The sequence below is a fragment of the Chitinophaga sp. OAE865 genome, from assembly GCF_040546735.1.
Lineage (GTDB): Bacteria > Bacteroidota > Bacteroidia > Chitinophagales > Chitinophagaceae > Chitinophaga > Chitinophaga polysaccharea_A.
Genome location: NZ_JBEPOF010000001.1, coordinates 5,693,268 through 5,706,357 on the forward strand (window position 1 = coordinate 5,693,268; position 13,090 = coordinate 5,706,357).

Genomic DNA, 13,090 nt, shown 5'->3' on the forward strand with positions numbered 1-13,090 from the left:
ATTTGTTGTTAGGCAGCTGTAGCGAGCTGGTGCGCCAATGTATAAAAATAACCGCTTTTAATCAAGCAGGATAGTGACCAGTGGTTATTGGAAGATAAGCCTTATAAAACGCGGACGGTACAGTTGTGGCTGTATGGCGAGCTCATTGAAAAAATCAAATGCGTTCACATTATAGCTGATGAGCAATTCTCCTGGCCCTGATAAATTCGGATGAGCCTTGGCGTTATATACAAAGAAATGTTTGTTTTCTTTTACCTCGGGGCACTCCCATATGTTGATGACCGGTCCGAAGGGGCCTGCAGGGCTGAGCCCCAGCCGCAGGCCTACTACAGGGCTCATACCGTCTACCTGGCAAATGAGGGCATAACGGCCATCTTTCAGCGGGGTTACGCTCAGCTCATTGGAGGCATGCGCTGTAATGGCAGCCGCCTGTCGAATATCCGTGCCCCATTGCTGTCCGTTCCAGTAGCGCCATCTTTCAAAATGTTCTATATCCGCCGGTAACACACGGGCTACCAGCACTTCCTTCTGTTGCCCTTTGATGCCATATACATACACGTAGCCGTCCGGCGCAGGTGCGCCGGCCTCCCGGGTATTCACAAAAATACCGGCGCCAAAAGAGCTGTTTTCATTGTTGGCGCCCGGCAGGAACAAGGGCGTATCAAGCTGGCGATACCTGGTAAAAGGCGGCTTGCTGCCGGCGGGTAATACAATAAAGGCATTGCCTGTTTCTGCGAAGCCAAAATCTTTATTGCTGATGTTGCGGATACGGTAGGCGGTGATATAAATATCGTTCCCTTTGGCGTGGTTCACAAAGCCATCGCCCAGCCAGTAATAGTCGTCTTTTATAGCGGCGGGGGTATGCGGTTCAAACACGGCAGCTGGACCGGCATTCCACCAGAAACTGATATTTTCTTTCAGCGGCTCATTTCCTTTCAGCACCGCGGCGGAGTTATGGATCATCGCTACATCCGGCTGCAGTTTGCCATCGCGGATGGTACCCGTCATGCTGTCGCTGAACAGTAACAGGGTACTATCGGCCGCACCGGCGGTGTCTACTCCGTTCAGGGGAATGCTGAAGATGCCGTCGCCGCCAAACCAGCCGGATTCACGGATGAAAAGCGCGTTCCAGTCGTTCGCCGGCGCTACGGTGTACGAGAGATGGATGGTGTCTGTGCTGCGGGGCGACAGGCTATCCGGGCGGATCTCCGCGCAGCAGTTGCTGATCAGTATGGTTAACAGCGTTATCATCTCCCGTAAAATAATATTTATTCCGGGAGATAAGAAACGGAGGCGGTTATCCCGGTGATCAGAACATGGTGCCAAACACGCGGTCCCACAGCGTGGAGCTCACACCAAAACCCAGTTCCTCATTTTTATAGTGATGCAGGTGATGATTGCGCCATAAGGGTTTCAGCCATTTAAACGGCGGCGCCCATGCGTGGATAGCGTAGTGCATACTTCCATAGGCCAGGTAACCGGAAATGAAGCCCGGGAAAAACACCCAGGCCGCATGTTGCATCAGTAAATAAAAGACAGCAAAAAGAAAAGAAGAGATGATCAGGCTGGGCACCGGCGGCATAAACAACCGCTGGCGGTCGCGCGGGTATTCGTGGTGATTACCATGCATAGTATAAGTGATCTTCTTTGCCAGCGGATGCCCGCTTACCCAGTGGAAAATAAACCGGTGAGCGAGGTATTCAAAAAGCGTCCACCCGAATACTGCTGCTATGTAGATCAGGCCAATCTTTAACCAGGAATAGTGTAAGGCCGTGCGGCTGTGGTAGAGCATATAGCCTATCACCGGCAGGTATATCCCGAAAATGACGAGGGGATTCGTTTTGGTGAGCAGCTCCAGGTACCTGTTGCTGAAAATTTGCGCCTGTCCTTTGTTATGCACTTTTTCGAATTTCATATGCGGCTGTTTTTGTGCGAAGCATCCGTCGTAAAAATGCAACAGCCATGAACAATGGCCATCCAATTTTTCATGAACTGTGGGATTGGCCCGTTGAGCTGTTGAAAAAAGGAGCTTACCCGGAGCTGTGATCGTTCCGTTTGAATTTCATAACTTTACCCGCATGAAAGCAAAAGAAAGCGCAGCGTCCTTTTTCGCGTTGCATGGACAGGAGTATCCAAGCGGGCAGTTCAGTGTGAACCGGCTGGAGGAATTTGGCTGCAATACCACTAACCTGCCGTCTAACAGGAGGGATTTTTACAAGATCTCGCTCATTACACAGGGTGGCGGTATTTTATCTTATTCAGATAAGAGCATCCGGATAGAAGGCGCCTGCTTATCTTTCATGAACCCGATGATCCCTTATTCCTGGGAACCGCTTACTGCTCAGCAAGCGGGGTATTTTTGCCTGTTCCGGGAAGACTTTATAGACGCACATTTAAAGAACGGTAGCCTGGCACAATCGCCACTGTTTAAGACCGGTGGCAATCATATCTTCTTTCCTGGTAAAGGGCAGCTGGACTTCCTCCGGCAGATATTTGAAAACATGCTGCGGGAAATGAACTCCGGCTATATTAATAAGCAGGAGCTGCTGAAAAGCTATGTGCAGATCATTATGCATGAAGCGCTCAAAATGCAGCCGCCCGACACTTATTACCAGGCCGGCAATGCTTCGCAACGGATCAGTAAATTATTTGCAGAGCTGCTGGAGCGGCAGTTCCCGCTCGATCCGCCTCACCAGGTGATCCGGCTGAAGAACGCCAATGAATTTGCAGAGCATTTGGCTGTTCATACCAATCACCTGAACCGCGCATTAAAAGAAACCACCGGGAAAACCACCACCGAATGGATTTCGGAGAAAATAACCGCGGAGGCAAAGGCGTTGCTCCTGCACAGCAACTGTGATATCGCGGAAATTGGCTATTGCCTGGGCTTTGAGCATGCTTCCAATTTCAACATCTTCTTTAAAAAACAAACCGGACAAACACCCAATCAATTCCGGAAGGCGGTTGTTTCCATTTCATAACTACCTGTTTGATCCTCATAATTCCGTGGATACCCTGCCCGCTATCTTTGTGTCATAAATAAAAACATATGGCACAGGAAACATTAAAAAATAAAGTAGCCCTGATCACAGGAGGCACTACCGGTATAGGTTTGGCAACAGCGGAATTATTTCTGCGCAATGGCGCAAAAGTAGTAATTGCCGGCCGCCGGGAAACAGAGGGGCAAAAGGCATTACAACATTTACAACAGATCAGTTCAGATGTACATTTTATAGCTGCCGACGTATCGGAAAGCGCTGCAGTAAAAGGCCTGGTAGCCACTACCGTGGATCGTTTCGGGCAGCTGGACATTGCCTTTAACAACGCCGGCATTGAAGGGCATTTTGCATTGATAGAAGAAACACCGGAGGAAGAATTTGACAAAGTGATCGGCATCAACCTCAAGGGCGTGTGGTTATCGTGTAAATACGAAATTGAGCAGTTTAAGAAACAGGGCACCGGCGGGGCTATTGTAAACACTTCCTCCTGGCTGGCCCGCGGCGCTGCTGCCGGTTCCGGCGTATATTCCGCCAGTAAGGCGGGCACCGATGGTTTGATCAGGGCACTTGCGCTTGAAACGGCGGCAGCGGGGATCAGGGTAAACAATATCCAGCCCGGGTATATTCATACGCCTATGTTCGACCGTTTCTTCCCGGCGGAGAATGCAGAAGCCTTACAGGAACCATTTAAGAAACATGCGCCTGTTGGCCGTTTTGCGAAACCGGAGGAAGTAGCTGAACTGGTGTTGTGGCTGAGCAGCCCGGCGGCATCATTTGTTACAGGGGAAAGTATCCTGGTAGACGGGGGCCTGGCCATTGGAGGCCAGCGATTATAAAAATGATGTTTAGCAGGGATGTATCAGTTACATCTCTGCTAAACATTATTTATACCAGCATTGACGGCGCTATGCCAAATGCTTTTTTAAAGGCAAAAGAAAAATGCGAGAGGTCTTCGAAGCCTACTTCCAGGTATACATCGGAGGTTTTTCTTCCTTTTTCCTTGATAAGATAATAGGCTTCCTGCAGCCTCTTCTGTTGCAGCCAGCGGCTGGGAGAAGTATGAAAGATCTTTTCGAAATCGCGTTTGAAAGTAGCCAGGCTTCTGCCGGTTAAATAAGCGAAGCGTTTCATCTCCACATTGAAGTGATAGTTTTGCTGCATGAATGCTTCCAGGTCAATTTTACCGGGAGCAGTAAAATCGAACAGCACATCTTTTAGCGCGGGATTTACTTTCAGGAGAAGGAAGATGGCTTCCTTCCTTTTCAATGCGATCAGGTTTTCGTTGCCAGGCCCGTTCAGCCTTTCGTAGGGCTGCAGCGAGGTGATATAACTTTGCAGCAGCGGGTCGGGTTTCAATGCTATTACCGCCGGTGTATCCACCGGCTTATCTACCGTGTAGCCAAACTCCATTGCAAAGTTGCGCAATGTTGTTTCATCAAGATAAACAGCAACGGTTTTAAACTCCCCGTTGTCCGGTGGCTGCTTAAAAAACTTGAGCAGCTTGTTGCGCCGGCAAAAGCGGAATTCCCCTTCGTTAAAGATCTGTGTTTGCTGTCCGTCGTAAAAAGTGACAGAACCCGAGATCTGGTAACTAAAAACATGTTCTTCTACAAACTGTTCTCCTTCCCTGCTCCTGGCAGCATAACAGGAATAAACGATATCCTTTGACATATGCTCTGGCATAATTGTTTTGCATCAGATGGTATCATCAGTGAAAGATGCCGCAGGGGTTCCTTTCACTGATTTTTTTTTAATCCTTCACCGCGAACTTTTCTCCTGCGCCTGCGAAGAAATCTCCTGCATCATCGTGATCGGTGGACCTGCTAACGGGCAACCACTTTTCAAATTCTTCCTGTCGCGCTGCATCCGCCTGTTGCAGGATCTTTACCGCTTCACTACCCAGGACCAGGTGTACAGGAGGCGCCGGGTGATTCGCCAAATCTACCATAACTTTCGCTGCTTTTTCAGGATCGCCTACCGGTATAAAGCCGTTTTGAAGAAATTCCACTCTCCAGCCAACCGTAGATTCGTAACCTTCAATTGCAGGTGCGTAGCTCATGGATGCACCGGCCCAGTCGGTCCGGAAGCCGCCTGGCTCTATTGAAGTAACAAAGATACCAAGTGGCGCCACTTCTTTCGCCAGTACTTCTGTAAATCCACTGACACCAAATTTGGCCGCCTGGTACATAGAAAGGCCGGGGTTGCCTACTCGGCCTCCTACAGAGCTGATCTGGAGGATACGGCCGGCGCGTTGTTTACGCATATACGGCAGTACCGCCCTGGTAACCGCGATGGGCGCATAGAGGTTTGTTTCCAGCTGGCTGCGTACCTGCTCTTCGGTGAAAGCTTCCGCTGCGCCGGTGATGCCGAAGCCGGCGTTGTTCACCAGTACATCAATTCTTCCAAAGTGCGCAATGGCTGTATCCACTGCCTGTTGGATCTGCGGGGTGTTTGTTACGTCAAGTTGTATGGGGAGGATCTGGCCCGGGTATTGTGCAACGAGGCCGTTTAAATGCTCAGGGGTACGTGCGGTGGCAGCTACTTTATCGCCGCTTGCCAATACTGCCTGTGTGAGATTGAGGCCAAGGCCCCTGGAGCTTCCTGTGATAAACCAAACTTTTGTCATGATTATTGTTTTTGTTGAGACAAAGGTCGGCCGGATATGGTTGATGTATTTTGTTGCACAGCTCAAAGTTGGTTTGTCCGGTGGCTCATGACTTAATTCTTTCCAGGTGGGCTATGGAGATGACCTGATAGCTTCCTTACTTTCCCCACCCTGAGCGAATGGGGAAAGGGGAAGCGCACACCACCTTTTAAAATCGGGTTGTTTTTAATGGATGAATGATGAATCTTACGCCATGCGAATGCCTCTTTCAATAGGTGATATTGAATCAATGACCTGTCTTTTTTAAACTGAAATGATTACAGCGACTACGGGATTTTCGCTTTTGCTCTCGATGTTAAAATAACAATTGATTTAGTGTTCTGATAATACCTGATTATTATTTGGTGTTACGAAATCAAAGTTAGGAGAATTGATTATTCGTTTTATTGATAAATATCAAGAAATAAAATTGAGAAATATCAATTTTCTGTATCGATAAATTTAGTATAGTGCTTTTATCCTTGAGAAGGTTTCCTGTGTAATTCCCAGGTAAGAAGCTATGTACTTTGAGGGCACTCTTTCAAGCAGACCTGGATTGTTTCGCATGAGGAATTCCATTTTTTCAACAGCCGTTTGTTTTCTGATGGCCAACAAACGTTCTTCGCTTTTACAGTAATAATGTTCTGTTAGTTTTCTTCCGATGATATTAAATTCGAGAGAGGTTGCATAAAGGTCCATAAGATCATCATAGCTAATGTATACCAATTCACATTCCTCCAAAGCCTCAATGGCTTCGTAGCTTTTAATCCTTTTGAAAAAAGATAAAACTGATACAAAAAAATCATTTTCCATCATAAACCAACTGGTGATTTCTTCCGTATCCTTCTCGTAATATGCTCTTAGTAATCCTTTAGATACAAAGAAGAGATGATCGCAAACTCTTCCGCGCATTAATACAGTTTGTTTTCTTTTAATATTAGCAAACTGGAGCCGGGCGGAGATTTGCGATTTGAGGTCCTCAGAAATAGGCCCTAACTGAGATAGTAAGGTGAATAAGGCTTCCATAATGGGTGGTTATTTTTGAGAAGTGGAAAATAAGTCCTTTAAATATAGTGAAAATTAGGGAAATACATATATGTGACATATATCAATTTTATGAATAGGAGAAATCATTTAAATTGATGAAACCAAAATCGTAATCCTAATGAAACCTTTTTATTATTGTTTAGCTCTTCTTCTGGTTATTCATGGCTGTAATAAAAGTGACTCTTATCCATCAACTAAAGTTACTATTTCTGAAGCAAAACAAATCTATAATAATGTAAATACAACGTTTAACCTTGAAAATTCCCTTGGTTTGAATGATAGTTTACCCCAGAATATAGAATGGGAAACTAGCTATGAAAGAAAGATCAGTGGAGAACCTTGTTTGATTGTAAATATCAATCCATCATTTAAAAAACAGATCAATAAGGGGAATAATAAATATTCCTCTAATATTGAAAGGTATCTTTTGTTCCGGAAAGATAAGACTGGACGTATAAACTTTGAGCTTGTAACTTTTTTCGCTAACAATGATGAAAATAATGGACTCTCCATTTTGATTTTCGACAACTCAGGCAAAATGGTACGCAGCTTTGTTTCTGATGGGATCAAGTTACATAATACCAATTTAGAAATTGTCCATTCAAACAACCAGCTGGCAAGAATAGTGGGAGGTGCTTTGTGTATTGAAACCGATTGGTACACGTGCCTCTCATTTAGGGGGATCAGTTATGGCTGTACGTATAATTACAGTACGCGTCAATGTGTGGATATGCCGGACAATGGTGGAAATTCTCCAATAGGCAATCCCTCGGATCCTTCAGGTGGCAGCAATTTTGATTATAATTCTGTACCTGCTATCAGATTTACGCGATGGACGGTGGCTCCTCCTCCAGATAAGCTGATTGCCGATCTTCAGAAGTACTTCGGGTGTTTCAATATAAATAATACGTCTACTTATAACATTACACTGTATGTAAAACAACCCATTCCCAATTCCCGTATTGTTGTTTCTGATGGTTATGGGAATAAACTACCAAGCTCGCTAGATCTCTTTAGGATTCTCCCAATCTGGTGGATCCTCAACACCGGTTAACAGGTATGTTGGCTTTTATCCATCAACAATGGTTTCACCTTTTCTACCTGAAACTTCAGGCGCAATAGCTGACAATTCCAACACCTCCTATGACGTCTCTGTTACGTTCACGGTGTCGGGAGCACAATTTAAAACTGCCATGGATCAATTTTCAGCAGCCACAAAAGGTAATTATAATCTAAACTGGAATAATTGTACAGACGTCTGTATTTCTGCTTTGAACATTGTAGGACTAAATGTGCCCAAGACAATTGGAAGCTGGCCATTGGGGCAAGGGGCTAATCCGGCTGATCTAGGAGAAGATCTAAGGCGTTTCAATTCTCCTTCTATTAAGCAAAAAAATCTTACTGGTGGCACATCGCCCTCTAACACTATTCAATGTAAATAATTATTACCATGAATACCATGATCTTATTTCTTCTATTTTCATTTTATTTTAATACACATGAAGAACAATGTGTCAACTGGAACGACGCCCATAACTTTTACTTTTACAATCTTCCTCGGGGTAGTACTACAGAAAGAATTAAATGGGAGGATATTGCAAAATTAAAACCTATTAAAATTAACAAAGCTATGGGTATTCTGAGCAATTCAGAATGCAAAGAGCAAAGGGCCACAATCTGGAAAGATGAATATCTATTAGTTGTTGAATTCAACGATGGGAAAAAAAGAAAGTTTAAAGTTAGTGGCTACGGGGGGTTTTTATATGATCCGGGACGAAAATTTTATTTTGTCCTGGAAAAAGATAAAAATAATTGGCAGTCTATTATTCAATCGATAAAAGCCCAAAACAATGAAGACTGATACAACTCCGCCAGCAAACTCTTCACCGCGTTCGCCTGTGCCAAAACATTCGTCAGACTCTGAGTATTACACAACAACAAAGCCTCTCTTGTAATTTGTTAGAAACGGCGGAGTCACCTCCGCCGCTTCTAACTAAACTAATCAATCAACAATTTTACTCGGCTTTCAGCGATTTCACCGGGTTCATCCTCGCAGCCTTCAAGGCCAGAAAACCCACTGTGAGCAGTGCAATCAGCACTGCGGCCAGACCAGCCAGACCGAAAGTCCACCAGTGTATATCTACCCGGTAAGCAAAGCCGTTCAGCCAGCGATGCATGCCCCACCAGCCAAGCGGCGTAGCTATCAGGATAGCTATCAACACCAGCTTGATGAAGTCGCCGGATAATAAGCCAACAATGCTCGTAACGGAAGCGCCAAGCACTTTCCGGATACCGATCTCTTTTAAACGTTTTTCTGTGGAGAAGGTAGCCAGGCCGAATAAGCCAAGGCAGGCAATAAATATTGTAAGCGTACCGAATGCGGCAAAAATTTCTCCGAAGCGTACGTCTTTCTGGTATTGTTCGTTAAACGCCTGGTCAAGGAAGCTGTATTTAAAAGGCCGTTGCGGTTCTAAGGCGTTCCAGGTATGCTCCAGTTCCGAAATTGTTTTGCTTAGCTGTGTTGTTTTGATCCGCAGTGATAGTCTGCTCAGCATCTCAGATGGCGCCATCCGCAGCGCCAGCGGCTCTACTTTCTTATGGAGCGACTGGTAATTAAAATCTTTTACCACGCCAATTACAGTGCCCTTGCGGCCCCATTGCTCAAAATTTTTCCCGATGATCTCCTTCGGATCAGCATAGCCCCATTGTTTTGCAGCTGCTTCATTAATCACCAGCGACTGCTCCAGGTCTGCGGGGAAATCGCGGGAATACGCCCTGCCGGCAGCCATCTTCATTTCATATGCGGGTAAAAAATCAACATCTATTTCATACAATCCCGGAGAAAAAACCTGCATCTCCCCGCTACGCAATGCGATAGAGGTACCTGCATTTGGGAAGAACTCGCCGGGAACTGCGCGGGAAGCCGCAATAGCCAATACCGCAGGATTGCTGGCCAGCGTAGCTTTTACCGCTTCTATATTCTTGTTTACCTGGCCATCACCCCCATAATCAATTACCAGCATCTGGTCCTGCCGGAAGCCAAGATTACAGGTCCTCAGATGATCCAATTGGGAGAACACGATAGCCGTACACGCAATCAACGCAATGGATAAGCTGAACTGGAATACTACCAGGCCCTTTCTTAACCGTATACCTTTATCCGATGAATGAAACTTACCTTTTAGTACCAGTGCAGGTTTGAAGCGGGATAACACCAGCGCAGGATAAATACCGGCAGGAATGCCTACTAAAAACGGGGTCGCTATTAACACCATTATCATCTTCCACGACAGAAGATCAACATATGGTAATGGCTTCCCGGACATATTGCGCACCATCGGCAGTAAAACAAATACCAATGCAAATGCCAGTATGGTGGCCAGTATGGAAATAACAACAGCTTCCACGAGATATTGAAATATCAGGCTTCGCTGATAGGCGCCCACTGCCTTGCGAACACCTATCTCCTTTGCTCTCTCCATGGAACGGGCGGTAGCAAGATTTATAAAATTGATACCTGCAATGAACAGGATAAAGGCAGCTACCAGTGAAAAAACATACACGTTGGCCAGGCTTCCGGTAGCACCGGGTTGCCGCTTCGCCTCTGAGTGCAGGTATGCATTTTTTAACGGCTCAAATGCAATGGTATAATTGGGCTCATCTGGTTTATGCCTTTCCAGGAACTCCGGTATCTTCGCCTGCAGCGTGTTGATATCAGCATTTTTATTTAACAGGAAATAAGTATAAAAGTCAACATATCCCCATACATTAAAGATCTCCGGTCGCACACGGTAAAAGGTACTCATCGATATCAATCCTGTAAAAGTAAAATGTGAGTTAGATGGTACATCTTCCATTACACCGGTAACGGTAAGCGTATTATTATCATCTGTTTTAAACGCCTGCCCTACCGGGTTGCTGTTCCCGAAATATTTCCTGGCCAGGCTTTCCGTAAGCACAATACTGTAAGGCGCTGTCAATGCTGTTTTTGGGTTACCATACAGCATCTTCCAGCTGAAAAGGTCAAACATGGTGGAGTCGGCAAAAACGAGGCTGTTTTCCTGGAAACGTTTATCCTTATATTGCAGCAACAGGATAACAGGACTGGTAAACCTGGTAGTTTCCCTGATTTCCGGGAAATCTGCCTTCAATGCCGGCGCTACAGGAGCATTCCCCCATACCTGGTATTCGCCCGGAGCCGGAGCAGGCAACGGCTTGTCAGACGCTTCCCGGTAGGCATGCAATACCCGGTAAATTTCGTTGTAGTTTTGATGGTATTTGTCGTACGACAACTCATCTTTTACATATAGCACAATCAGGATACAACAGGCAATGCCAACGGTTAAGCCTACAATATTGATCAAAGAGTACATTTTGCTCCTTGAAAGACTGCGCCAGGCAATTTTAAAGTAGTTGCCGATCATAGTTTAAGATAATATATCATTAGAGATATATGACCGCCGGCCAAAACCAATGCCATATAACAGGACCAATACCATAGGGGGTTCCATATGAAGGAGCTGCTCTTTCCTGTTCAAATATGAACACTTTTCTGTACAAAAACGGACATTGCCGGGGGTGTTAATTTTCCACGAACATAACGTCATTTAAGTTGTTCATTCAGTTATTGGCAGTAATTTCGTACTAACTTGTTTGCACCAAAATTTACGCATATGAAAACAATGCTTATCCTGACGGATTTTTCAGAAAATGCCTTCCGGGCAACAGAATATGCAGCTCAACTGGTGAATCCTTTGCAAATCAGCCGGATCGTATTGTATCATGCTTACCAAAGCTCTGTTATAGGCACCGATTTACCCGTAGCCAATACGGCTAACGACCAGCAGGTATATCTTGAAAGTATGGAAAGCCTGGGCCTGCAACAGGACCGCTTATCCGCACTCACAAAAAATGTAAGGATAGACCTGATGGCGGAAGACGTTTCCCTTCCCGTGCACATCGCGGGCTTATGTAAAAGTGAAGAAATAGATATAATAGTAATGGGCGTTTCGGGGCGCTCAGGACTGGAGAAATTATTACTTGGCAGCACCACTTCCATGATGATCCAGGAAAGTACGGTGCCGGTGCTTATTGTTCCTAACAACACGGTAATAGGCAAGCCTGTCAGCTCCATGGTTTTTACTACCGACCTGAAAGATCATGCTTCCATACCGGCGCATCAGCTGTATGAATTCCTGGATGCTTTCCCGGATGCAAAAGTACAAGTGGTGAATGTGGATAAAACTGCCGGTGAAAGTTATACGGTGGAAACAAAAGAATCCATTGCCAGCCTGCATAAAATTTTTGATAAGTATACTGCTGTTTTTGATTATATCAATGAAGATAATACAGTAGAGGGTATCCTGTCGTATGCCAATCATCATCACGCTTCCATCATTATTGTGGTTCCCAAAAAGCTGGGATTCCTGGCGTCTTTCTTCCATAACAGCATTTCAAAAAAACTGGCATATGATTCCAATATCCCGTTGCTGTCGTTGCCTGCAGTTAAGGCATAAAAACAGCTCCGGTTGTAGCCGGAGCTGGTAGTTGTTTCTATTTTCCTACGCTGGCATTACCCAGATCAGGTACTTGGGTATGATCTCAGATCTGTTTTACCAGACCACCCCATTCTGAAACACCTGATAATAATTGTCGAAAAATCATGCCAGCGAAAAAAGGCGGTTTTCCAGCATTTTCCCGGTAAAAATCTCCACAGGATGTAAAAAATGATCTTCACTGCTGTGCAAAAAATCCCTGGTTATATGCACGGGCTGGCTAAATCAGTACTTTATTATCCACCGCACATTTTATAAGCATGGCGGTGTTCCGCGCATTGAATTTGCCAAGCAGGTTCCGGCGGTGACTATCTACCGTATCTGAACTGATAAATAATTTCTCTGCAATTTCAAGATTGGTATGCCCATTGGCAATGAGGCACAGCACTTCCTTTTCTCTTTTGGTAATATGCAGCGGCAGCAGGTCTTTATTGAGCTCCTGTTTTAATTCTGCCGAGAGATAGGTGCGCCCGGAATATACATCATGTATGGCCTGCAGCAGCTCTTCCTTATCGGCATTTTTCATCAGGCAGCCGCTGGCGCCGCTATCGAGCATACCGGCAATACCGCTGTCGTTTTTATGATAACTTAGTCCCAGTACGGCAATACCAGGATAGCGTTTTTTAATGCAGGCACAAAGTTCTGCGCCACTGATATCGGGCAGCAGGGTATCCAGTAAAACAACATCAGCCGTGTGCTGATCCAAAAAATGAAGACAGGAAACACCGTTCCTGGTTTCACCTGCCAGCTGGATATCTTTTTCCATTCTTAGTAAAGATCGCAATCCTTCAAGTATCAATGGATGATCATCAACAAAATATAAACGGATCATGGTTTTTCGGTTT

The 13,090-nt window shown here is 45.4% G+C and carries 12 protein-coding genes and 1 riboswitch; of the genes, 5 read left to right on the forward strand and 7 right to left on the reverse strand.

The window, feature by feature from the left end; translation table 11 throughout:
• Positions 1-84: 84 nt before the first annotated feature.
• Entirely contained in the window at positions 85-1,251 is a 1,167-nt protein-coding gene (locus ABIE50_RS22765) for a DUF5005 domain-containing protein (protein ID WP_209859349.1), read from the reverse strand.
• 58 nt (positions 1,252-1,309) lie between these two features.
• Positions 1,310-1,915: a sterol desaturase family protein gene (locus ABIE50_RS22770; protein WP_209859348.1), complete on the reverse strand. Its 606-nt coding sequence runs from the start codon at positions 1,913-1,915 to the stop codon at positions 1,310-1,312.
• A 163-nt stretch (positions 1,916-2,078) separates the two neighbouring features.
• Between ABIE50_RS22770 and ABIE50_RS22775 the strand changes: the two genes are divergently transcribed.
• Together ABIE50_RS22775 and ABIE50_RS22780 are read left to right on the forward strand one after the other, a co-directional pair.
• A complete protein-coding gene (locus ABIE50_RS22775; RefSeq protein WP_209859347.1) occupies positions 2,079-2,981 on the forward strand; it encodes an AraC family transcriptional regulator in 903 nt (300 codons plus the stop codon).
• A gap of 68 nt (positions 2,982-3,049) precedes the next feature.
• Positions 3,050-3,835 (forward strand): SDR family NAD(P)-dependent oxidoreductase, encoded by a 786-nt coding sequence (locus tag ABIE50_RS22780; RefSeq protein WP_209859345.1) that lies wholly within the window; start codon positions 3,050-3,052, stop codon positions 3,833-3,835.
• Positions 3,836-3,884: 49 nt separating this feature from the next.
• Here ABIE50_RS22780 and ABIE50_RS22785 read toward each other — a convergent pair whose 3' ends face one another.
• The 3 genes from ABIE50_RS22785 to ABIE50_RS22795 form a co-directional block, all read right to left on the reverse strand.
• Positions 3,885-4,670, reverse strand: coding sequence for a helix-turn-helix domain-containing protein (locus ABIE50_RS22785; RefSeq protein WP_354028135.1), 786 nt, complete (start codon positions 4,668-4,670; stop codon positions 3,885-3,887).
• Between the two features lie 79 nt (positions 4,671-4,749).
• Complete coding sequence (locus ABIE50_RS22790; protein WP_209859341.1) at positions 4,750-5,625, reverse strand: oxidoreductase; 876 nt, start codon at positions 5,623-5,625, stop codon at positions 4,750-4,752.
• A gap of 480 nt (positions 5,626-6,105) precedes the next feature.
• Positions 6,106-6,669 (reverse strand): Crp/Fnr family transcriptional regulator, encoded by a 564-nt coding sequence (locus tag ABIE50_RS22795; RefSeq protein ID WP_209859339.1) that lies wholly within the window; start codon positions 6,667-6,669, stop codon positions 6,106-6,108.
• A 139-nt stretch (positions 6,670-6,808) separates the two neighbouring features.
• On the opposite strand from ABIE50_RS22795, the gene ABIE50_RS22800 reads away from it, so the two are divergent.
• Positions 6,809-7,744, forward strand: a complete 936-nt coding sequence (locus tag ABIE50_RS22800; protein ID WP_209859336.1) for a hypothetical protein — start codon at positions 6,809-6,811, stop codon at positions 7,742-7,744.
• 396 nt (positions 7,745-8,140) lie between these two features.
• Positions 8,141-8,551: a hypothetical protein gene (locus tag ABIE50_RS22805; protein WP_209859334.1), complete on the forward strand. Its 411-nt coding sequence runs from the start codon at positions 8,141-8,143 to the stop codon at positions 8,549-8,551.
• Positions 8,552-8,705: 154 nt separating this feature from the next.
• Here the strand turns inward: ABIE50_RS22805 and ABIE50_RS22810 are convergent, their stop codons facing one another.
• A complete protein-coding gene (locus ABIE50_RS22810; protein ID WP_209859332.1) occupies positions 8,706-11,114 on the reverse strand; it encodes an ABC transporter permease in 2,409 nt (802 codons plus the stop codon).
• A 249-nt stretch (positions 11,115-11,363) separates the two neighbouring features.
• On the opposite strand from ABIE50_RS22810, the gene ABIE50_RS22815 reads away from it, so the two are divergent.
• Positions 11,364-12,206, forward strand: a complete 843-nt coding sequence (locus ABIE50_RS22815) for a universal stress protein (protein ID WP_209859330.1) — start codon at positions 11,364-11,366, stop codon at positions 12,204-12,206.
• 25 nt (positions 12,207-12,231) lie between these two features.
• Positions 12,232-12,328, reverse strand: a riboswitch (TPP riboswitch).
• Between the two features lie 137 nt (positions 12,329-12,465).
• Here the strand turns inward: ABIE50_RS22815 and ABIE50_RS22820 are convergent.
• Positions 12,466-13,077, reverse strand: a complete 612-nt coding sequence (locus tag ABIE50_RS22820; protein ID WP_209859328.1) for a response regulator — start codon at positions 13,075-13,077, stop codon at positions 12,466-12,468.
• Positions 13,078-13,090: the final 13 nt, after the last annotated feature.